This window comes from Asticcacaulis sp., assembly GCF_051954415.1.
GTDB lineage: Bacteria > Pseudomonadota > Alphaproteobacteria > Caulobacterales > Caulobacteraceae > Asticcacaulis.
In genome coordinates, this window is record NZ_JBQCHT010000041.1 from 1 (window position 1) to 20,525 (window position 20,525).

20 protein-coding genes and 1 pseudogene are annotated in these 20,525 nt (G+C 59.6%); 3 read left to right on the top strand and 18 right to left on the bottom strand.

Annotated features, from left to right (window positions below; genetic code table 11):
* Positions 1–128, top strand: a pseudogene (locus ACTHND_RS15860) (IS5/IS1182 family transposase); the annotation flags it as partial.
* On the opposite strand, the gene ACTHND_RS15865 reads toward ACTHND_RS15860, so the two are convergent.
* The 3 genes from ACTHND_RS15865 to pobA form a co-directional block, all read right to left on the bottom strand.
* The gene (locus ACTHND_RS15865; RefSeq protein ID WP_440178941.1) at positions 115–1,833 is read right to left on the bottom strand and encodes a TonB-dependent receptor; all 1,719 of its coding nucleotides are present in this window, start codon (positions 1,831–1,833) and stop codon (positions 115–117) included. The pseudogene ACTHND_RS15860 and the gene ACTHND_RS15865 overlap by 14 nt on opposite strands.
* A gap of 621 nt (positions 1,834–2,454) precedes the next feature.
* Positions 2,455–3,285, bottom strand: a complete 831-nt coding sequence (locus tag ACTHND_RS15870) for a GntR family transcriptional regulator (RefSeq protein WP_440178942.1) — start codon at positions 3,283–3,285, stop codon at positions 2,455–2,457.
* Positions 3,286–4,115: 830 nt separating this feature from the next.
* Positions 4,116–5,297 (bottom strand): 4-hydroxybenzoate 3-monooxygenase, encoded by a 1,182-nt coding sequence (gene pobA / locus ACTHND_RS15875; protein ID WP_440178943.1) that lies wholly within the window; start codon positions 5,295–5,297, stop codon positions 4,116–4,118.
* 116 nt (positions 5,298–5,413) lie between these two features.
* On the opposite strand from pobA, the gene ACTHND_RS15880 reads away from it, so the two are divergent.
* Complete coding sequence (locus ACTHND_RS15880; protein ID WP_440178944.1) at positions 5,414–6,301, top strand: helix-turn-helix domain-containing protein; 888 nt, start codon at positions 5,414–5,416, stop codon at positions 6,299–6,301.
* On the opposite strand, the gene ACTHND_RS15885 is transcribed toward ACTHND_RS15880, so the two are convergent.
* Genes ACTHND_RS15885 through ACTHND_RS15920 form a run of 8 tightly spaced genes read right to left on the bottom strand, consistent with a single transcriptional unit; the run spans position 6,298 to position 13,070 of the window.
* Positions 6,298–7,242 (bottom strand): Gfo/Idh/MocA family oxidoreductase, encoded by a 945-nt coding sequence (locus ACTHND_RS15885; protein ID WP_440178945.1) that lies wholly within the window; start codon positions 7,240–7,242, stop codon positions 6,298–6,300. The two genes, ACTHND_RS15880 and ACTHND_RS15885, sit on opposite strands and share 4 nt — an antisense overlap.
* 2 nt (positions 7,243–7,244) lie before the next feature.
* Complete coding sequence (locus ACTHND_RS15890; protein ID WP_440178946.1) at positions 7,245–8,090, bottom strand: class III extradiol dioxygenase subunit beta; 846 nt, start codon at positions 8,088–8,090, stop codon at positions 7,245–7,247.
* A complete protein-coding gene (gene ligA / locus ACTHND_RS15895; protein ID WP_440178947.1) occupies positions 8,087–8,482 on the bottom strand; it encodes a protocatechuate 4,5-dioxygenase subunit alpha in 396 nt (131 codons plus the stop codon). Before ligA ends, ACTHND_RS15890 begins: the two co-directional genes overlap by 4 nt.
* Positions 8,479–9,375: an amidohydrolase family protein gene (locus ACTHND_RS15900; protein ID WP_440178948.1), complete on the bottom strand. Its 897-nt coding sequence runs from the start codon at positions 9,373–9,375 to the stop codon at positions 8,479–8,481. The genes ligA and ACTHND_RS15900 overlap by 4 nt, the downstream gene beginning before the upstream one ends.
* Positions 9,372–10,409 (bottom strand): amidohydrolase family protein, encoded by a 1,038-nt coding sequence (locus tag ACTHND_RS15905; RefSeq protein WP_440178949.1) that lies wholly within the window; start codon positions 10,407–10,409, stop codon positions 9,372–9,374. Before ACTHND_RS15905 ends, ACTHND_RS15900 begins: the two co-directional genes overlap by 4 nt.
* Entirely contained in the window at positions 10,406–11,299 is an 894-nt protein-coding gene (locus ACTHND_RS15910; RefSeq protein ID WP_440178950.1) for a DUF1932 domain-containing protein, read from the bottom strand. Before ACTHND_RS15910 ends, ACTHND_RS15905 begins: the two co-directional genes overlap by 4 nt.
* Positions 11,296–12,381: a 4-oxalomesaconate tautomerase gene (locus ACTHND_RS15915; RefSeq protein WP_440178951.1), complete on the bottom strand. Its 1,086-nt coding sequence runs from the start codon at positions 12,379–12,381 to the stop codon at positions 11,296–11,298. Before ACTHND_RS15915 ends, ACTHND_RS15910 begins: the two co-directional genes overlap by 4 nt.
* 2 nt (positions 12,382–12,383) lie before the next feature.
* The gene (locus ACTHND_RS15920; RefSeq protein WP_440178952.1) at positions 12,384–13,070 is read right to left on the bottom strand and encodes a 4-carboxy-4-hydroxy-2-oxoadipate aldolase/oxaloacetate decarboxylase; all 687 of its coding nucleotides are present in this window, start codon (positions 13,068–13,070) and stop codon (positions 12,384–12,386) included.
* A 104-nt stretch (positions 13,071–13,174) separates the two neighbouring features.
* Between ACTHND_RS15920 and ACTHND_RS15925 the strand changes: the two genes are divergently transcribed.
* Complete coding sequence (locus ACTHND_RS15925) at positions 13,175–14,383, top strand: LysR family transcriptional regulator (protein WP_440178953.1); 1,209 nt, start codon at positions 13,175–13,177, stop codon at positions 14,381–14,383.
* A 3-nt stretch (positions 14,384–14,386) separates the two neighbouring features.
* On the opposite strand, the gene ACTHND_RS15930 is transcribed toward ACTHND_RS15925, so the two are convergent.
* The 7 genes from ACTHND_RS15930 to ACTHND_RS15960 form a co-directional block, all read right to left on the bottom strand.
* Positions 14,387–14,545: a hypothetical protein gene (locus ACTHND_RS15930; protein ID WP_440178954.1), complete on the bottom strand. Its 159-nt coding sequence runs from the start codon at positions 14,543–14,545 to the stop codon at positions 14,387–14,389.
* Between the two features lie 129 nt (positions 14,546–14,674).
* The gene (locus tag ACTHND_RS15935) at positions 14,675–15,508 is read right to left on the bottom strand and encodes a fumarylacetoacetate hydrolase family protein (RefSeq protein WP_440178955.1); all 834 of its coding nucleotides are present in this window, start codon (positions 15,506–15,508) and stop codon (positions 14,675–14,677) included.
* Positions 15,509–15,595: 87 nt separating this feature from the next.
* Entirely contained in the window at positions 15,596–16,474 is an 879-nt protein-coding gene (locus ACTHND_RS15940) for a VOC family protein (protein ID WP_440178956.1), read from the bottom strand.
* The gene (locus tag ACTHND_RS15945; protein ID WP_440178957.1) at positions 16,471–16,911 is read right to left on the bottom strand and encodes a GlcG/HbpS family heme-binding protein; all 441 of its coding nucleotides are present in this window, start codon (positions 16,909–16,911) and stop codon (positions 16,471–16,473) included. The genes ACTHND_RS15940 and ACTHND_RS15945 overlap by 4 nt, the downstream gene beginning before the upstream one ends.
* Positions 16,904–18,412: a bifunctional 3-(3-hydroxy-phenyl)propionate/3-hydroxycinnamic acid hydroxylase MhpA gene (gene mhpA, locus ACTHND_RS15950; protein WP_440178958.1), complete on the bottom strand. Its 1,509-nt coding sequence runs from the start codon at positions 18,410–18,412 to the stop codon at positions 16,904–16,906. The genes ACTHND_RS15945 and mhpA overlap by 8 nt, the downstream gene beginning before the upstream one ends.
* On the bottom strand, positions 18,409–19,203 hold the full coding sequence (locus ACTHND_RS15955; protein WP_440178959.1) for an alpha/beta hydrolase: 795 nt from the start codon (positions 19,201–19,203) through the stop codon (positions 18,409–18,411). Before ACTHND_RS15955 ends, mhpA begins: the two co-directional genes overlap by 4 nt.
* Complete coding sequence (locus tag ACTHND_RS15960) at positions 19,196–20,482, bottom strand: amidohydrolase family protein (RefSeq protein ID WP_440178960.1); 1,287 nt, start codon at positions 20,480–20,482, stop codon at positions 19,196–19,198. Before ACTHND_RS15960 ends, ACTHND_RS15955 begins: the two co-directional genes overlap by 8 nt.
* Positions 20,483–20,525 lie beyond the last annotated feature (43 nt).

The window sequence follows — 20,525 nt, forward strand, 5'->3', positions numbered from 1 at the left end:
TGGTCGAACGCTTCTTCAATAAACTCAAGCAATTCAGAGGTATTGCCACTCGCTACGACAAAAACCCTCTGAATTTTCTGGCAGCCGTAAAGATCGTCGCCACCAGAATCTGGATCAAAGCGTTATGAGTCTACGGCCTAACTGTTTGGTATCCTCGTAGCGGATACCGAGATTGCCGTGGAACGGCACGTTGAAAACATCGCCCTTCAGATTGGCCATGGCGTAGAGCGACGAGATGTTGCGGCTGACGCTGTAGCTGCCTGTTGGATCGAAGACGGTCGGCACATTGATGCCCGATGCGGCCAAAGCCGCCCGGTAAGCGATGATATCCGGCACCGCCCAGGTACGGTCAACCGAATCCGCGCCATCCATGAAGTTGTCGACGATCGTGGTGGATACCGGGCTGGCCGGCGTATCAGCGGCCGACAGGCTTCCGTCAAGGTCACGGCGGGTCGAATAACGCGACAGGGTATCGCGCTTGACCTTGCCGCCGAATGAGACCGAGCTCAATATGCCCATGTCGATCCAGCGCGTGGCATCGAACTGGGCAGCGACTTCGTCGGAAATATTGGCGTGCTGGGCGCCGTCCGGATATTCGTTACGCGTCAGCAGCGCGCTGTCATAGGACGTTGCGTCGGACAGATCGTTCGACGTAGTGAATTTGATATCCTCTGGGTCGCTCATATCCAGGGTCGACGAGGCGATATTGATGCCGAGAATGGCGGCCTCTTCGGTCAGGTAAGCCTTGCCCTGCGTATAGTGCAGCACACCCTTGAGGGTCCAGTTGTCGAAGCCGGTCCACTTGACAGTGCCGGTCAGGGCCTCGCTCGACAGGTTTCGGGTTTCCAATTGGCGGTTATTTTCCGCGGTATAGTTGGTCTGGGTCGTCTTGAGGGCGGTCAGGCCGTCACTATCCTGGGTCGTGATATTGCTCTGATTAAACAGGAAAACCTGTTGGATGGTATCATAGCGGGTATTATCTTTTGAATGAATCGCCGAAAGGCCCAGTTCCAGCCCGGCGACTGGCCTGTACTGAACGGCAACGTTGAACTGCTGACGCAGAGTGTCACGATCAATGCGGCGATAGCGGATACGGCGAGGCGTATAGAGCGTCGTTCCGTCGGTATTGGCGGAAGTAAACCAACGGTCCATAAACAGATAGTCGGCGCGGTCACTCAGTTCCTGGTAATTGGCGCCGAGGAATACACCGAGCTTCCCACCGTCAAACTGGTCAACATAAGAAATGCTGGCTTTTGGGGTTATCCCGCCCTTGGCATTGTTCGACTTCTGCCCCTTAACCGAGACAACCAGTTCGCGGCCCTTCTTATCGAGTGGGTGAACGGTCTCGATATTTACAGTGCCGGCCAGACCGCCGGCGTCCATATCTGCGGTTGGGGATTTGTAAACCTGAATGCTGCTGGCCAGTTCAGTTTGAATAATGTCGTAGCGGAAGCCGTCGTTAAAATCGGCACTCGCAAAACTTTGACCGTTGACGGTCGTCATCGCATATTGCGGACCAAGGCCACGAATACTGATTGTCGCGCCGCGACCATTGACGTTCGCCATTTGCACGCCCGGAATGCGCTGGATCGCTTCGGCGATGTTTTCGCTGGGGAACTTGCCAAGGTCTTCAGATGAAATACCGTCAGAGACCCGCGTGTCATTCTTCTTGTTCTTCAGAGCCGAGGCGAGGCTCTTGCGAAAGCCGGTCACGACCACTTCGGTATCATCGGCGGGCGCTGCGGGCGCGGTCGCTTCCTGGGCCATGGCCGAAGAAACAGTGAGCAGGCCCGCGAGAGCCGTGCTGAGCACAGCGTAGTTCTTGAACGTCATAGTCTATCCCCTTTTAGATTAAAGTCGCGAACAGCCGGCGTTTAGGTATGTGTGGGCCGGTCTGTTTCTGACGTGACAGGTGTCATGTTTCAGCCTTAAAACCAATTTGGCGGGAGACGATACCATTAGGACCGTATTGGAGCGCCAATTGTGAAATCGAGACTATGGTTGGTAAATTGGCCTGTCAATTTCATTATTGGCAGCATGACATTTTTTTGTCGAAGCTCTACAGATTTCAAATTGGCTTAACAGTAAGATATTTTCCGATTTATCCGGATTTAATATTATATTTTAGATATTTATGCATATATAAATGAGAAATCCGACCAATTTCCCGCCCTCGTATTGGTCAACCTATGTGATAAAAATGCTATATTCATCGACCAGATGGGTAAGGAATCGCACCAAATTGGTTCGCCAAATTCATTGGTCAACCAATATCGCCAGCCGGACCGAAAGTTGGGCATAGGACCACCCGATCGATTTCTCGTCAGAGAGACCTGCGGGTCACGACCTGGCAACCGCCGCATCGAGGTTAAGAGGCAGATGAGAATGATCTCCTGTTCGGCTCTGATGCAGCAGATCGGCGCTCTAAATGCCCTTCTCAGAAAGGGCTCTAAATCAGACGCCGACCTTCAGCCGGCGACGACCGGCACGGCCGCGCCTCCCCGTCTTTTCCGCGTTGCCCTCAGCCACACCAAAACCTTCGCCACCGGAGAGCAGTTGCTTCACAGCGTCTATGTGCTGCCACATGGTGACATAGGCGCCATCTCCATCACGGCTGCGGATGGCGCTTAAAAGGCGGGCGTGATCCTGAACCCAGCGGTCACGATTCTGGACACTATGCAATCTTGGACCGGCCGCTTTCCAGAACGGGTCGTTATCCCGTCGCATCCATAATTGCCCAACCATAATGGTTAGCTCTGCGTTCTGAGTGGCGGCGGCAATTGCCATATGCACCTGCAACTCAAGCTTTTCCCTGACATCCGCAAAGTCAGCCCGGCCATAATCATCGCACGCCTGCTGGATATGAAGAATATCGTCTTCGGTAACCTGGATGGCGGCCAGGCGGGCAATATGGCTTTCGAACCACTGGTGCGCCTGCATCAGCTCGAAAGGTCCGCCGGCAGGCAGGAGCTCCCAGGCCGGACGTGCCTTGACCTCGACGACCTCAACAGGCTGTATTTCATAGGCTTTACGGGTGATATAGATTCCTGAGCCCTGGCGGGATTGCACGAGCCCCTTCACTTCGAGCATGACCAGGGCGTCACGAATCACGGCCCGCCCGACGCCGTAGACCTCGGCCAGTTCACGCTCGGTCGGCAATTTTCCGGAGGCCCGGAATTCACCGGTGCGAATGCGTTGCAGCAGGGAATTCCCTACGCTCTGATAAGCGCGGACTTCCTTGTCTGCGTCACCCTTTGCCGTTAAGTTATCACCCGTCTCCGTCATGCCTGTTCGCCCCTGTCGCAAACTCTGCTTAAATATCCCACCATCCCCGCCGAGGGCACTTGTATCTCAATTCTACACTATATCGAAATTGGTTAAGCAATTTCAAGCGGAGATGACCTCGCTATCCACCATAACGTACATTGAATACCGATGTGCATACTGACCGAAATGACAAAAAAAATGCCATACTCAGTGCCAAGCTAAGGCCTAAATGCCTGGCTTTTGGGTAAGGCATCATTGAGCTTGACGGTCACTGCCCCCGCTCTGATGGAAAATCTGGGTGCGGCAACCTGGCTGGGCGGAAAATGCCGCAAAATCAATACGTTCTTACAGTGGTTTACAGACGAAAAAAGCGGTGCAATTGCACCGCTTTTTTCGTCTAAGTCATTGATTTAAATGGCGCACCCGGAGCGATTCGAACGCCCGCCCCTCAGATTCGTAGTCTGAGACTTTTGTCTGCATTTTCAGGGCAGTACTCTATTTAAACTGTAAATCTTTCAAGTAGCGAGGCTTCGGCGCCTCGTAGTTTACCTTTCAAAACATATCTGTCAGTTCAAATCATGGGGCCGCAACCAACGTTACCATACCCCCTTGCCTTCGCTCAGATTATTCCACGGAAACCAAGGTCGGTAAAGTCAAGGGTCCCGTAGGACGGGCTAACCGCCCCTGCCCCGACAAGTACGCGACGTCCAATTAGAAGCACTATGCGAACACGACGTTTTAAAGAGTAAAACAAACGGGGAAGACATAGGGTGTCGGTCAATGGTTCGGCCAATCAAGTTTGTAAATGGTTGAAAGATTTCCACCGTCATTTGGCCCTCGACCGTCGCTTAGTAAGGCAGCCCAACATAGTTTTCAGCGATCGATTTCTGAGCTGCGGCGCTGGTACGGATATAACTGAGGTCGGCCTTCTGCATCTGGCGGTCGAAGGCCGTCATATTGGGGAAGCGGTGAGTCAACTGCGTCATCGACCAGGAAAACCGCTCGGCTTTCCATATGCGGTCCAGCGCCCGCTTCGTGTACCCCTCAAGCCCGACTTCATCGTCATGCCTGTAATGCGCTATTAGCGCATCGGCCAGATAGCTGACGTCGGAAGCCGCCAGGTTCAGACCCTTGGCGCCTGTGGGGGGTACAATATGAGCCGCATCGCCGGCCAGGAACAACCGGCCATGCTGCATCTTCTCGCAGACATAGGAGCGCAGGGGCGCGATCGATTTTTCCAGCGACGGGCCGCGCGTGATGCGGTGGTCGGCCGTATCGCCCAGCCTGATTTCCAGCTCGTTCCAGATACGGTCGTCCGGCCAGTCGTCGATTTTTTCCGACACATCGCACTGGATATAATAACGGCTGCGCGTGGCGGAGCGCTGACTGGCCAGGGCAAAACCGCGTTCATGATTGGAATAGATCAGTTCGTGATCCATGGGCGGCACATCTACAAGAATGCCAAGCCAGCCGAAGGGGTAAACCTTCTCAACCGCATGTGCGGTGGCATCGGGCATGGTGGCGCGGCAAATGCCATGGGCACCATCGCAGCCGGCAATGAAGTCACAATCGAGCCGGTGCGTCACGCCGTCCTTTGTGTAGGTCACATAAGGGGCTGCGCCATCAAAATCATGCAGGGCCACGTCCTTCGCCTCGAAAACCAGCGGCGTGCCGCGCGCTTCGCAGGCATCCATCAGGTCGATGGTGATTTCGGTCTGCCCGTAGACCATGACATCGGTATTGACGAGATCATGCAGCGGAATGCGCAACTTTTCGCCGTCATCCATCAGGGCGAAGCCTTCGTGCCGCAAGCCCATGCAATCCATGCGCTCCGAGACACCAATCCTGCGCATCAGATTGACCGTGCCGTATTCCAGCACGCCGGCGCGGATGCGGCCTTCGGTATAGGCGCGTGTCTGGCGCTCCAGAATGACGCACGTAATACCTTCAATGTGCAGCAGTTGCGACAGCATCAATCCGGCGACGCCACCGCCTATAATGGCAACCTCGGTCCTGTTAGGTATATCCATGGCTTCCTCGTTATTTTATGTATTGAGGATGCCGCGGACCTGGCTGGAAGGCCATGCATATATATGTTATAAACTTGGATAAAAATAACATTCAAAACTTGCGCAGGCTTGCCGAGATGTCGACTGGATTAGGCGTGGTCCCAAGGTTTTACCTCTTCGGAGAAGCGCCAAAGGAAGTAGATCACCACTTCCTGCATCTTGAGGAGATCAAGGATCGCTCCGCGCCGCTGCATGGCCAGATCCGGCCGCACATGCACGCCGATCTCAACCACTTTTTCCTGATCCTGCGAGGTTCAGGGCGCGTACTGAGCGATGACGCGAATCTGCATTTCGACGGCCCCTATGTTCTGTTCGTTCCCGCCGGCACGGTTCACGGCTTTGCCTTCAGCGAAGATATCCTGGGCTACGTCCTCACGATAGCCAGCGCCCACCTGAACGACCTTTTTCATGCGCGGGAGGCTCTCAGCGTTCCGCTCACCCTGCAGGCGCTGAAAATTCCCGACCGCCCCACCCTGCACGGCCTGCGCCTTTGGACCATGCGGCTCGCCCGTGAACTGTTCTGGGAAGCCCCGGCCCATAGAGCCGCTATCGAGGCCAACCTTCTAGGGCTGATGACCGATATCCATCGCCTGTCACATCGCCAGACACACATGGTCAAGGCGCCGGCCGGGCCTCAACATCGACTCGTGGCGCGTTTCCGGGAACAGATAGAGGCCCGGTACAAGGAATCCCTGGAACTGGACGCTTATCTGATGGCCTTACGCGTCAGCGAGACACAACTGCGCTATGCCTGCCGTAAAGTTGGAGAAAAATCACCCATGCAGATGATCCTGGACCGACGAATGATCGAGGCCAGGCGGTTACTGCTCTACAGCGACCTGTCCATCAGCGCGTGCAGCCAGCAGGTCGGTTTTGAGGACCCCGCCTACTTTTCCAGACTGTTCACGCGTCATGCCGGCCTGCCTCCACGCGCCTACAGAGCCGGGCGGCAACAGATCGCTTAGGCTTTCAACTGCTGCTCAAGGTCATGCAGCACCTTATAGCAGGGCAAGACCTCCGCCACCGAGCTGTTCGGCTCGCGGCCTTCCCGAATGGCGGCGATGAATTCACGATCCTGCAATTCGATACCGTTCATAGAGACATCGACCTTGGAGACGTCGATCGGCTCTTCCTTACCAGTGAAGAGATCGTCATAGCGGGCGATATAGGTACCATTGTCACAGATATAGCGGAAGAAGGTGCCGAGCGGCCCGTCATTGTTGAACGACAGCGACAGGGTGCAGAGGGCACCATTGGCCGCCTTGAGCTGGATAGACATATCCATGGCGATGCCCAGTTCCGGATGGATCGGGCCTTCAATCGCATTGGCCTTCACGATGGGTGATCCCGCCTGCCAGGCGAACAGATCGACCGTATGGGCGGCGTGGTGCCATAGCAGGTGGTCAGTCCACGAACGCGGCTGGCCGAGCGCATTCATGTTCTTGCGGCGGAAGAAATAGGTCTGGACGTCCATCTGCTGGATGTTCAACTCACCGGCGGTGATCTTGTTGTGGACGTACTGGTGCGAGGGGTTGAAACGGCGGGTGTGGCCGACCATGCAGACCAGGCCGGTTTCTTTTTGCAGGTTCAGGACGGCCTCGGCCTCTTCCCATGAATCCGCCAGCGGAATTTCGACCTGCACATGCTTGCCGGCCTCCATGCAGGCGATGGCCTGGGCGGCGTGCATCTGGGTGGGGGTACAGAGGATGACAGCGTCGACTTCCGGCAGTTTCAGGGCATCGTCAAGGTCGGTGAAGACGTGCGGAATGCCGTATTTGGTGGCAACCTCCTGGGTGGGTTCGAGCGTGCGGCCGACCACGGCCACGACCTCTACCCCGTCTATATTTTTCAGGCCATCGAGATGCTTGATGCCGAAGGCGCCAGCGCCCGCGAGTGCGATTTTCATGATTATTTCCCGTTTTTCAGAATGAGATGGCCGATGGCCGTGTTGGACGCCGGCACATGGTAGTGCCGGTGGAGTTCGGTGACATGGTCATCCAGCGCGCCGCGCATGATCAGCCACATGACCAGTTCGATGCCTTCGGAGCCCGCCTCGCGGATATATTCTTCCGGCGGGATGGCCACGAGCCGATCGACATTATCGACGATGTCCGACAGGAAGGCCTTGTCCCACGGCTGATTGATCAGACCGGCGCGCGGTCCCTGGAGCTGGTGGGACATGCCGCCGGTGCCCCAGATCTGCACATTGAGGTCATCCGGGAAGCTGTCGATGGCCTTGCGGATGGCCTTGCCGAGATTATAGCAGCGACGGCCCGAAGGCACCGGATACTGCACGACATTGACGGCGAAGGGGATGACCTTGCACGGCCACTTTTGCGGCTGGCCGAACATCAGAGACAGCGGCACCGTCAGGCCGTGGTCGAGGTCCATTTTATTGACGACGGTGAGATCGAAATCCTGCTGGATAACGCTGGCGGCGACATGCCAGGCAAGGTCGGCGTGGCCTTCGACCGGCGGCACCGGCCGCGGTCCGAAACCCTCATCGGCCACGGCATAGTCTTCCGCTACGCCAATGGCAAAGGTCGGGATCAGGTCGAGCGAAAAGGCGGTGGCATGGTCGTTATAAACGAGCAAGACCACATCGGGTGTCTCGGCGGCTTCCCACTTTTTGGAAAACTCGAAGCCATCAAACATTGGCTTCCAGTAGTCGCTCTGGGTCTGGCCGGTATCGATGGCGCGGCCGATAGCGGGGACGTGCGAGGTAGCAACCCCAGCGGTAATGCGGGCCATCATGGTGTCTCCCATTCATGCGTGTAGCGGTTGCCCTCAGGCGACCGGCCACCGGCCAGCATCATCTTCAGGTACTCTTCCTCGCTGACCCCAGTCATGGTCGAGGCGGCGTACTGGAAGCTCAGGCCATCCGATGAGAAAATCTTGGCGAGGAAATAGATATTGCCGCCGAGCGACAGCATCCTGTTGTAATCGCGGTCGATGACCGCCTGCTTCTGGTCCTCCGTCATCTTCCACTCGTCGAGATAGGCGCGGTTGTCGGCCTTGAAGCGCTCACGATTTTCCGGCGTCATCAGCGACATACAGAACTGATTGAGATGATAGCCCTTACGGGCCATCCGTTCATCGAAGACGGTCGTGCCGGGCACATCGTCATAAGGTCGGGATTGGGTCATGCCTTCTCCTCCGGCCAGTAGAGCCGCATAGGATTGGCGACGAGCAGTTTTGTTTGCAGGGCCTCGGTCATGGCGATGCGCGGGATGAAATCGACGAGATTGCCGTCGTCCGGCATATGCGATTTCATGTTCGGGTGCGGCCAGTCCGTGCCCCAGATGACACGGCCGGGGAAGGCCTCGACAATGCGTCTGGCGAACGGCACGACATCGTCATAGGCGGGTGGTCCAGACTTCGACAGGCGCTCCGGGCAGGTCGTCTTGCACCAGAAGTTATCATATTCCAGCAGCCTGACGAACAGGTCGAAATCCGGCCCAAAGGCATCCTTTGAGACGTCCGGGCGTCCCATGTGATCGACCACCACCGTCGTCGGCAGATCGGTGAAGAACTTGAAATATGCCTTCAGATCTTCGGCCTCGAAATAGATGACGATATGCCAGCCAAGCTTCGAGATGCGTTCAGCGATTTCGGTCAGACTATCGAACGGCAGGGCATCGACCAGGCGCTTGACGAAGTTGAACCGCACGCCGCGCACACCAGCGGCATGGAGCGCGTGCAGTTCCTCGTCGGTCACCGAGCGCTTTACGGTCGCCACCCCCCTCGCCTTGCCATTAGAACGTTGCAAGGCATCAACCAGGGCGCGGTTATCGGCGCCGTGGCAGGTGGCCTGCACGATGACATTGCGCTCGAAACCGAGAAAATCACGCAGGGCGAACAGTTGCTCCCACGAGGCGTCGCACGGCGTATATTTGCGCTCTGGCGCAAAAGGGAAGATGTCGCCCGGCCCGAAGACATGGCAGTGGGCATCGACCGCGCCTTTCGGCAAATGAAACTTTGGCTTCGAAGGGTTGGCGCACCAGTCCAGCCAGTCGGCGTCTTTTACAAAAGCGCTCATAGGCCCCTCGCCTTCAGGCTGGCGTCGAGACGCGGATAAACGCGGCGGGCATTGCCTTCGAAAACATTGTATTTGTTCTCGGCGGAAACCGTCAGGTTATCGACATAGCGCTTGGTGTCGTCAAAATAGAAGCCCGTTTCCGGATCGATGCCCCGCACCGCGCCAACCATTTCCGAGCCGAACAGGATGTTCTTGTTGTCGATCACCTGGAACAGGAGGTCGATACCGGGCTGGTGATAGACGCACGTATCGAAATAGACGTTCTTCATGACGTGATCGCGCAGGTTGGGCTTTTTCAGCATGTCGGCCAGGCCGCGATAGCGTCCCCAGTGATAGGGCACCGCGCCACCGCCATGCGGGATGATCAGGCGCAATTCGGGGAAATCCCTGAATAGATCCCCCTCGATAAACTGCATGAAGGCGGTCGTATCGGCGTTGATGTAATAGGCGCCGGTGGCGTGGAAGGCCGGATTACACGAGCCAGACACATGGACCATGGCCGGCACATCGAGTTCGATCATCTTCTCGAAAAACGGATACCAGTATCTATCGGTCAGGGGCGGGGCGGAGAAATGGCCGCCCGACGGATCGGGGTTCAGGTTACAGCCGATAAAGCCCATGTCGACGCAGCGTTGCAACTCATCGATCGAGCCCTGCAAACCGACGCCCGGCGACTGGGGCAACTGGCAGACCCCGATGAAATAGTCTGGGAACAGGTCAATGACGCGCTTGATGATGTTGTTGCTTTCGACCGTCCAGCGCTTCGAGACGCTTTCATCACCGATATGCGGCCCCATGACCGAGGCCCGCGGGGAAAAGATCGTCATGTCGGCGCCGCGTTCCTTGAGCAGCTTGAGCTGGTTCTTTTCAATCGTCTCGCGGATTTCGTCATCCGAGACTACCACGCCTTCCGGTGCCGGCTTCAGCGGATCGTGAAAGTGCGCGATCTGGGCCTCGCGGAAATGGGTCAGCGGCGCAGGGGCGGTCGTATAGTGGCCGTGGCAATCGATGATCAGCGGTTTTTCACGACTCATTCGGCGGCATCCTTCCGGTTATGTATCTGGTCTCTGATGGCATCGAGCATGGGCTTGAGCCCTTCGGTCTTGAGCGCCTTGGCGTAATCCGGCGCCCAGGCCTGGCGATCGGCAATGGCTTCGGACATCCACGGCGTCAACCCCGCCTCGGCGACCGTTCTGGCGGCTTCGCGCATCTCTTCCGATCGGCGCGCGCCATGCTCCAGGGTGCGCGAGATCATGTAGCGGGCATAGCCTTCCCAATCCGGGTAGGGAAACAGGTTGTTGAGGCTCTCAAGCACCACGTCCTCGACGCCGTAATAACGCGCCGACAGCAGGGATTCGGAGATGAGCGCCTCCAGTCCCTTGATCATGACGCTGCGGCACAGCTTGGTGGCCGCCGCCCGGCCGGGAATATCGGAATAGTAGGTCGCGCCGGCAAACCCCAGGGCACCGATCAGCGAGGCGAACATCTCGGCGTGCGGGCCACCGAGCAGGATAGGCGAGGCCAGTCGCTTCGGCTCGATCGGCGACATGACCGAGGCTTCGACATAGCGGCCGGTGGCGCCTTCGATGATATGGGCGGCGGCGATCTTGGCTTCGGGCGAAGCGGAGTTGAGGTCCATGAACCAGGCGCCGGCCTTCAATCCTAGAACGACCGAACGGGCGGCCGCCTCGGTCTGGGCGGCGGTAACGGCCGAGATGATCAGGTCGGCGCCCTTGGCGGCTTCGGCGGCGGAGCGGCAACGCACCACGTGGCCGGCCGCGGCGGCCCGCGCCACGGTCGAGCGGTTGTCGAACAGCGTCAGGTCATAGACCTTCAGCGTCAGGTCGGGGCGTTGCGACAGCTCAGTGGCCAGGGCCTGCCCGACCTCGCCGAATCCGATCAGGGCAATGGTGGAAATCGTCATAGCGGCCACACCTTCTGCGAGACAAACACCTCGCCGGTCATCAGCTTACGGGCGGTCCGCAAAAGCGCGGACCGCCGGATCGTCAGCGCTTTCCCTTCGCCTTCAATATCCATTGAAACCGTAAAAAAGCCCGTCGGATGCTCGATTTCAAGATCAATCGCGCCCTGCACGTCCAGCCCCAACAAATCATTGGCCACCGAGCCCTTCAACACGCAGGCCGTGGCCACCGATACCGCACCGAAGACGCCGATGGCGTCATGCACGCGGTGCGGAATAAAGGTGCGAGTCGAAACCGTGCCGCCATTCTGCGCCTTCGAGATCAGCGAGATCTTCGGCACCGACTTGTCGGTGACATCGCCTAAGTTCATCAGATGACCGGCCTCCAGGCGAATGGCTTCCACGCGTGCCTTCAGGGCCGTATCGGCCTCCATGGCTTCGGGCGTCTCAACGCCCGTCTGGCCAAGATCTGCGGCTTTCACCACAATCACCGGCATGCCGTTGTCGATCAAGGTTACGGCCACGCTCTGGATGATGTCCTGTGCGTTGCCGGTCGGCAGCAGCGCGCCGCAACTCGATCCCGCGACATCGAGGAAATCGGTCGGTACCGGCGCGGCCGTGCCCGGCACGCCGTCGATGCGGGCGTCGCCGTCATACTCAACCACGCCGCCCGGCGTCTGGATATGGGCGACGGCGATGCTTCTGGTATTGAGCATATGGATGCGGACGCTGGTCACATCGCCGGTCGCCTTCACCAGCCCCTGCTCGATGGCGAAGGGACCGACCGCCGCCAGCAGGTTTCCGCAGTTCTGCTGGTCGGTGACGATGGCTTTTTCCGGGAATATTTGCAGGAACAGGTAATCGACATCGGCATCAGGGTGCGAGGATGGCGAGACAACGGCAACCTTGGAGGTCAGCGGATGCGCGCCGCCCATGCCGTCGATCTGCCTAGCATCGGGCGAACCCATGGCCGCCAGCAGGACCGCATCACGCGTCGCAATATCGGCCGGCAGGTCGCTTTTCAGGAAATAGAGTCCCTTGGAGGTGCCGCCGCGATAGACGCTGCAGGGAATGCCGCGAAGCATGACTATAGATCCTTCTGATCGATATAGACGAGGCCCCTGGCTTTCAGCGTTTCGCGCATGTCGTAGATATCGAGGCCCAGTTCACCATTCTGGAAACGGACCCGGCGGGCTTCTTCGGAAGCAGCGCGAGCGGTTGCCTTGGCGGCCACCTCTTCTGCCTTGTCACGCGGCACGACGCAGACCCCGTCATCATCCGCCACGATTACATCGCCCGGATTGACGATGGCATCGGCGCAGACCACCGGCACATTGACGCTGCCCAGCGTATTGCGCACGCAGCCGCGAGCATAGACCGCCTTCGACCAGGCCGGAAAACCCATTTCGGTGAGCGTGGCGATATCCCGGATGCCGGCATTGATGATCAGCCCCTTGACGCCGCGCGCTTTCAGGGAAGTTGCCAGCAGGTCGCCGAAATACCCGTCCTCGTTAGGTGAAGTCGGGGTCACCACCAGCACGTCGCCGGGCTGGCATTGTTCGACCGCCACATGGATCATCCAGTTGTCGCCGGGCGCCACCTCGACCGTCACCGCCGGGCCGGCGATCATGGCCGGGCGATAGATCGGGCGCATATAGGCGTTCATCAGGCCCGTGCGCCCCTGCGCCTCGTGAACCGTGGCCACGCCATGGCCCTCGAGTGCCTCGCAGGCAGCAGCGGACGGACGTTTGATATTGGTGACGACGACAGGCATGGCGGTTTCCTCACAGTTTGTGCCGCCGTTTATTCCATAGACCGCCCAAAAGCGGTTCCCACTATTCGTGCCGACTGCTATAAGTTTCAGCTATAGGAGCTTATATGGATGTATTCCGCCTGAGGCGGCTTTGGGCAACCCTGGCGGTTTATGAAACCGGCAGCGCTCTCAAGGCTGCAAACCTGATGCACATGTCTCAGCCCGCCGTGACCGGTGCCGTATCCGCGTGTGAAGCCGATCTGGGCACCGCCTTGTTCGACCGGACCTCACGCGGCATGAGCCCTACCCGCGCGGGTGATATCTGGTGCCCCCGGATTGCCGCCGCCGCGGATCACCTCCGTGACGCCGAACGGGCCCTCCAGCACTGGAAGACACGAACTCGTATGCCTATCCAGCGGCTCGTGACGGACTCACAATTGCGCGCCCTGTCGGCGGTTATCGAGACGGGCAGCTTTAGCCAGGCAGCCCGTCAATTGGGAATTTCCCAGCCCAGCGTTCAGCGCGCCGCCCGCGATCTCGAAACCCTCTGCGGCGTCACCCTGTGGCGGCGTCACGGGGCCCGCATTGAGCCGACAATCGAAGCGCGGACACTTGCCCGTTATGGTGACCTCTGCTTTGCCGAAATTACCCAGGCCCATGAAGCGGTACGCGAAATTCAGGGCCTAATGGAAGGCACTTTGCGGATCGGCGCTTTGCCCCTCGCCCGTTCGCAATGGCTGCCGCAGGCCCTGGCCGCTACCCTGACGCAATTCCCCGATGCCCGCGTCACCATTCTTGACGGGCCTTATAACGAACAGCTCACCGCCCTGTTGCATGGCCGCATTGATTTCGTGCTGGGCGCACTGAGACCGACACCAGACGCTGACATCGAACAGGAGGCTGTGTTCAATGATCCCTATGTCATCCTGGTGCGGGCCGGGCATCCGCTGGCGCCGGGCTTTAACAGTGCAACGGACAAGCTTACGCCGGCCGAACTGGGCGGCCTCTCATGGATTTTACCAAGGGGCGGCACGCCAGGACGGACAAATTTTGAGCAATTCATGGCCAGCAAGGGGCAACCATCGCCGCGCCAGGTGGTGGAGTGCGCGTCTCTGGTCGCCACCCGCGAGCTTCTGATGCGCACGGATCATGCCGCCGTATTGTCTGCCCAGCAGGTCGAGACGGAAGTCGCGTCTGGCACTTTGAAGATCATGGGGCCGCCGCTTACCGGATCCGCCCGGGCCATCGGAATAGCGACGCGCCGACGGTTCGTGCCCACCCATATACAGGACTTTTTCCTTCAGGCCGTACGCGCGGCGGGCAACAGGAACTGATTCTTATCGCCCAAGCCTGTTAAGGGCAATCTGGTCAAAGACGGCCTTTTGCACGACCGCCTGCCCGGCATCGGCGGGTGTCGGATGGGTGAGTGCCGCCACGCTCAAACCAAGCAAAAGTACCAGTATGACGAGGGCGGGTTCGAAAATCTTGCGAGCCATGTTTCCATTTCCTGTATCAGGGACCGCAATCCTGGACGCTGCGGCTGTCTGATAAAGGACAGGAGACCATGGCCCGCCACAGGCGACTATTTCAATCGTTGAATATCACCCATAGAAATAACTGATGGTTCAGGCTTCGTCGGCGATGATGTTTTTCAGGATACCGACGCCGGAGACCTCAACCTCGATGAGGTCGCCCGCCTTCATCCACACCGGCGGTTCGCGCTTGGCGCCGACGCCGCCCGGCGTCCCCGTCAGAATGACGTCGCCCGGACTGAGCGTGGTGAAGCCCGACAGGTATTCGATGATCACAGGCAGCTTGAATAACAGATGGTCAAGCGTGGCGTGCTGCATGACCTGGCCATTGAGGCGCGAGGTGACACTGATCGCGCTCAGGTCGCCGATTTCATCCGGCGTGACCATCCACGGGCCGAGCGGACAGGTGGTCGGGAAGTTCTTCCCTGGCGCGAACTGGGTGGTATGCCATTGCCAGTCACGCACCGACACGTCGTTGGCGCAGGTGAAGCCCGCGACATGGCTCATGGCGTCGGCTTCCGAGATATAGCGGCCGCCCTTGCCGATAATGATGGCCAACTCGGCTTCATAGTCGAGGCTGGTCGAGGACTTCGGCCGCAGGACCTCGGCGCCATCGGCATTGAGCGTATCGGCAAAGCGCAGGAAGATCGACGGGTGACCGACCTTGGCACGGCCGGTCTCTACCCGGTGGCTTTCATAGTTATGGCCGACACAGAAAATCTTGGTCGGATTGGTCACGACCGGCAGAAGCTTAATATCGGCAAAAGGAATGGTCGCTTCAGCCTTCAGTCCTGCCAGGGCAGTGGCCTTCAGCGCCGCCACCAGATCGGCGGGCGCGCCGGGAATGGCGCCGAGATCGGAAACCTTGTCGCCTTCGACATGGCCATAGGTCGACCGGCCATTATGGGTATAGGATACGTACTTCATCAGATAACTTTCTCTTGTAACTCCAAATCCTGGAAAGATTTGGCAAGTGCGACCGCCGCCGCCCCTCATGGGGCGAGCCAACGCGGCCTATGAGCGCAAAAGTGGCAGGTACTTGAATATGCGCTCGGCCTTGCCGAGACCCTCAAAATCCTTGTCGGACATGCCCCACTGGTCGATGCGGTTCGGCGGCCAGGTCCAATCTTCCGGCGCGCCGACCTTATAATCCTCCGGTACGATCTCGACGGCGGTGGAGTATTCGATCACGGCGCCGAACGGCGAGATATAATAGGCGTAGACATTATCGCCCGGACCATGGCGACCAGGGCCCCAGGCCGGGGTAGCGCCATGGTCGCGCATCCGCCCTATGCCGCGCATGACGGCGTCGATATCCTGCATTTCAAAGGCGATGTGGTTGAGCGAGGCAAAGCCCTGGCGTGCAAAGGCGACGCTGTGGTGCGAGGGTGAGCAGCGGACAAAAACCATGCCCCTGGTACGGTCGGAGACCTTGAAGCCCAGCGCCTTTTCAGTGACCGTCGCCGTGGCCTCGGCATCGGCCGAATTCATCACCACATGGGTCAGCTTGACGGGCAGGTCGCGGCCTTCGATCGGCGCGATCTCGGTGGCGCCGACGAGGAAACGAAACACCTCGCCTTCCGGCAGTTGCACCAGAACCCCGGTGCCACCACCGGGGTCTTTGCTGATCGTATCCTGGATGATCAGACCCTCGGCCGCAGCACCCTCACGGATGCGCACCATATCCGCGTCATCAACCACAAAGGTGGTCGAGCAGACGCTGGGACTTTCGGCTTCGGTGAGCGACACGAGATAAGGAAAGGCGCCGGAGCCGCGCAGATAGCTGGTAACGCCGGTGATGCCGGCATCTGCCAGGCCCCAGATATTAAGGAAGAAATCGCGCGCCGCGGCGGCATGGGGCAGGTTCAGTTCGATACTGCGCAGGCGGATCATTGGGCAGCTCCTGTATCATAGGCCAGACCGGCGGCTTTAAGACCGGCCACGGCGGCGCGCTCATCATTATCGCCGGTATCGCCACTGACCCCGACCGCGCCGATCACCTCGCCGGTCGCATTGCGGATCAGCACACCGCCGGGCGATGGGGCCATCTGGCCGCCGCTGACGGCATAGAGGGCAGCGTAGAATCCGGGATTGCCGGCGGCGCGTTTGGCGAGATCGCGGGTGCCGTAGCCCATACCGATGGCGCCAGCGGCCTTGGCCTGGGCGATATCGAGTCTGAGATACCCCGCGCCATCCTCTCGCTCGAAAGCCACAGGCCGGGCACCGGCATCGAGCACGACAATGGCCAGCGGAGAAAATGCGTTGTCGCGGGCCGTTTTCAGGGCGGTGGCGATGATTGTGCGCGCGTGGGCGAGCGAAAGATCAGGCATGGAGGCTTACTCTGGCAGGCGTGGAATGGAGTTGAGCGTTGAGCGATTGCAGCAGGGCTTCGAGTTCGGCGCCATCTTTCGCGCGTCCAAAGACATAGTTGTCGGGCCGCAGCAATACGGTTTCACCGTTCAGCATCTCGGTGAGTTGTGGATGGTCGAAGCGGGTGATGCCGAGGCGCGCGATCACCGCCTCACCGGCGGCCGTGAGACCGTCCGACCGGCCCAGCAGGCGGAAACCGCCACCGGTCAGGTCATCGAGCAGGACGCCATCAAGGCGCGGCTGGACAAAGCGCTCCCCTGCCCCATTGGTGACGAGGCCATCCGTATAGGGCGCGATCAGGTCGGCGGCCGTGGCGATATCCTGGCCGGAGCGCTGGCGCTCACGGATTTCGGTATCGCGCGCGGCGGCTTTTTGAGGATCGAGTTCGCAGATATAGCGCCCGACCGCGACCGCCGCGCCGATGACATGGCGCACCTGCGGATCGCGTTCGCTCTGGTAAGTATCGAGCAGACTGTCATCCGCCAGGCCGCGCAGCACGAGATCAAGCTTGAAGCTGAGGTTACTGACATCGCGCAGGCCGTGACACATACCCTGGCCGAAGAAGGGCGGCGTCTGGTGCGCGGCGTCACCGGCGAGAAATACATTGCGTTTACGCCACTCACGCGCCACGCGGGCATTGAACCTGTAGGTGGCGGTACGGACGATATCATAGGTGCAGCCCTGTAGCCACGGATCAACAAGGGCATGGATCGACGCCGGCTCGACGATCGCCGCTTCGCTCTCGCCCGGCAGCAGCATGAACTCCCACCGACGGTGCGCGCCGCGTCCGGGCACGATGGTCGCCGGGCGTTTAGGATCGCAGGTCATAACCGACAATTGCTGCGGATCAGCGCCTTGCGGCAGCGACGGGATTGGCGGAAAGCTGATCGGCCCCTCGACATTGGCATCGACCACCAGCCAGGCTTCCTCGAACAAAAGATCGTGCAGCTCGATGCCAAGCGCCTGGCGCACCGGGCTGCGCGCACCGTCGCAGCCGATGGCAAAGCGGGCGGTATAGGTCTCGCCACCGGCCGTCACCTCGCAGCCCTCGGCCGTATTGCACACGCCGTCGACCACCACACCTTGACGAAACTCGATATTGGGGAAGCGCTGGAAGCCTTCGCGTAAGGTCGCTTCCAGTTCCGGCTGATAGAAGAAGTAGTCATTGGCCCAGCCGAAACGCTTCGGTTTGCCGACGCTGCCCATATAGCGAATGACATCGCCATCGGCGCCGAGGTGCATATGGCCCTGCGTTTCGCGGGTTTGCGGCAGGATCTTATCGGCCAGCCCCATGCCCTGGAACAGGCGCATCATCTCGTGATCGAGATGCACAGCGCGCGGCAGCGGAAAGGCATCAGCGAACTGCTCCAGCACCAGCACCTTGTGACCGGCCTGGCCCAGCAGGTTGGCGGCCGTGGCCCCTACTGGACCACAACCAATAATGATGACGTCATAACTCATAGCAAACTCTGTTTCAGGAAGGCCAGCAAGCGCGGCGCCACATAGGCGCAGTGGCTGGACGGTTCGCGCATATCCTCGTTGGAAAACCACAGGTGTCCGGCGCCCAGCACCGGCACAGTGGCCACTTGCGCCCCGGCCTGACGCAGGCGACGGCCGAAGGCGATGGACTGGCGACAATCGATATCCTCGTCATGGTCGCCGTAGATCAGTTGCACCTTCAGACCGCGCACCGCGTGAGTGACATGGCTGATCGGCGAGGCATCGAAATAGAGACGCGGATTATCGATCGGCGTGACGCCCAGCATCCGGACGGTCGGGTCTTCGGCGGCGGGCGCATTCCTGATCAGATCAGCCTGCCAGTGCGTCACCAGATCGTAGACGCCATAGACACCGACCAGGGCCCGCACCGGCGGGGTCTTGGCCTCGTCGCGGGTCAGGGTGGCCAGCGCCGCCAGATGCGCACCAGCCGAGGCGCCGAGCATGGCCACCTTGCCGGTATCGAGTCCGCTGGCCGCGCCTTGCGCCTGCACCCATTCGAGCGCAGCCGAGACATCCGCCAGATTATGCGGCCAGACCGCGCCATTCGTGGTCAGGCGATAGCTGGTGGCAAGCATGGCAATACCATTGGCGGCGAGGAAATGTCCCCATTGCGCCAGCGCCTTGCGCGAGCCGCGCCGCCAGCCACCACCATGCACACCCACGACCACCGGATGCGGACCCGGTGTTTCCGGCAGATACAGATCACCCGCCACCTCGCGCGCCGCACTAAGCGTAAGGTCAGCCTTAAGCATGTTCTTCCCGGCTGGGCACGGGCGCGCCAGCGATCCGGCTAGACAACTTGTTCTTGTGGAACTGCCCGCCCTTCATGATGGCCAGCAGATTGTCCTTCTTCTGCAGGATACGGACGTCCTTGGTCACGTCGCCATCAACGAGCAGGATATCAGCCAGATAACCCGGCCTGATTTCACCGACTTCCAGTTCCATCAGCTCACCGCCCAGCTTGGTAGCGGCGTGCAGCACTTCCTTCTGGGTATAGCCGAACAGTTCGACAAAGTGTTGGAGATCGCGGGCATTGGTGCCGTTCGGATTGAAGGGGAAACCATAGTCGCCGCCGATCAGCACGCGCACGCCACGGCGCTTCAGTTCCGGGATCATCTTCTTCGCCCGCTCGATCACTGGCTTGGCCATTTCCTTCATCGACGACATGTCGATATGCGGCGGCGGGGTCGCTTCGAGTGTGGCGACGATGACGCCGATCGCCGGGGCCATGAAGATGCGATCCTTCTGCGCCACCAGCATGTCGATGGCTTCCTCGTCGGCATAGGTGCAGTGGTACATGACACGCACGCCGGCGCGCAGGCCCAACTTCACCGCGTCATTGCCCTGGGTATGGGCCGACAAAGGCAGCCCCACTTCACGCGCCGCTTCGCCGGCGGCCATGGCCTCTTCCTCGGTACACATCAGATGGTGCGACGAGCCGGGATTGAGCGCGTCCTCGCCGGAAATCACCAGCTTGACCTGATCGACGCCCATGGCCTTGCACTTGCGCACGAAGGCGCGGATGGCTTCCGGCCCGCGGCCATGGTTGACGTTGCCGGGCTTGGTTTCGTCCTCCTCCGGGCTGCGTTCAAGCGTACAGGCACGCAGACGCGGTCCCGGCAGGAAGCCTTTGTTTATATTGTCGCGGATAACCACCTCGATACGGTCGGACAGGGCGCCGGCGCTGTAGACACTGGTGAAGCCGCTATCGAGCAGGATGCGGGCGTTCTGGGCCGTCACGAGCATCATTTCCTCGATCGGCAGCACGAATTCCGGCACGAAGCGCTCGGTGGAGGACGGCCAACTCAGGTGGCCGTGGGCCTCGACCATGCCCGGCATCAACACGGCGCCGCCGCCATCTATGACCTCAGCGCCCTCTTCGCTGATCTTCGGATCCTTCTTGGAAAACAGCCCCTCCGGGCGCCTGCTCACCCTGGTGATGCGATCGCCTTCAACCAGCACCTCACCGGGGAAAAGGTCCGAACCGGAACCATCGAAGATACGGACATTCTTGAATAAAATACGCTTCACGGGCTTCATCCACTGCTGGCGTCCCACACGAAAAGGCAGGAAC

Coding starts and splice junctions, on each gene's coding strand:
- ACTHND_RS15865 (WP_440178941.1), bottom strand. CDS start 1,833: ATGACGTTCAAGAACTACGCTGTGCTCAGCACGGCTCTCGCGGGCCTG.
- ACTHND_RS15870 (WP_440178942.1), bottom strand. CDS start 3,285: ATGACGGAGACGGGTGATAACTTAACGGCAAAGGGTGACGCAGACAAG.
- pobA (WP_440178943.1), bottom strand. CDS start 5,297: ATGGATATACCTAACAGGACCGAGGTTGCCATTATAGGCGGTGGCGTC.
- ACTHND_RS15880 (WP_440178944.1), top strand. CDS start 5,414: ATGTCGACTGGATTAGGCGTGGTCCCAAGGTTTTACCTCTTCGGAGAA.
- ACTHND_RS15885 (WP_440178945.1), bottom strand. CDS start 7,242: ATGAAAATCGCACTCGCGGGCGCTGGCGCCTTCGGCATCAAGCATCTC.
- ACTHND_RS15890 (WP_440178946.1), bottom strand. CDS start 8,090: ATGATGGCCCGCATTACCGCTGGGGTTGCTACCTCGCACGTCCCCGCT.
- ligA (WP_440178947.1), bottom strand. CDS start 8,482: ATGACCCAATCCCGACCTTATGACGATGTGCCCGGCACGACCGTCTTC.
- ACTHND_RS15900 (WP_440178948.1), bottom strand. CDS start 9,375: ATGAGCGCTTTTGTAAAAGACGCCGACTGGCTGGACTGGTGCGCCAAC.
- ACTHND_RS15905 (WP_440178949.1), bottom strand. CDS start 10,409: ATGAGTCGTGAAAAACCGCTGATCATCGATTGCCACGGCCACTATACG.
- ACTHND_RS15910 (WP_440178950.1), bottom strand. CDS start 11,299: ATGACGATTTCCACCATTGCCCTGATCGGATTCGGCGAGGTCGGGCAG.
- ACTHND_RS15915 (WP_440178951.1), bottom strand. CDS start 12,381: ATGCTTCGCGGCATTCCCTGCAGCGTCTATCGCGGCGGCACCTCCAAG.
- ACTHND_RS15920 (WP_440178952.1), bottom strand. CDS start 13,070: ATGCCTGTCGTCGTCACCAATATCAAACGTCCGTCCGCTGCTGCCTGC.
- ACTHND_RS15925 (WP_440178953.1), top strand. CDS start 13,175: ATGGATGTATTCCGCCTGAGGCGGCTTTGGGCAACCCTGGCGGTTTAT.
- ACTHND_RS15930 (WP_440178954.1), bottom strand. CDS start 14,545: ATGGCTCGCAAGATTTTCGAACCCGCCCTCGTCATACTGGTACTTTTG.
- ACTHND_RS15935 (WP_440178955.1), bottom strand. CDS start 15,508: ATGAAGTACGTATCCTATACCCATAATGGCCGGTCGACCTATGGCCAT.
- ACTHND_RS15940 (WP_440178956.1), bottom strand. CDS start 16,474: ATGATCCGCCTGCGCAGTATCGAACTGAACCTGCCCCATGCCGCCGCG.
- ACTHND_RS15945 (WP_440178957.1), bottom strand. CDS start 16,911: ATGCCTGATCTTTCGCTCGCCCACGCGCGCACAATCATCGCCACCGCC.
- mhpA (WP_440178958.1), bottom strand. CDS start 18,412: ATGAGTTATGACGTCATCATTATTGGTTGTGGTCCAGTAGGGGCCACG.
- ACTHND_RS15955 (WP_440178959.1), bottom strand. CDS start 19,203: ATGCTTAAGGCTGACCTTACGCTTAGTGCGGCGCGCGAGGTGGCGGGT.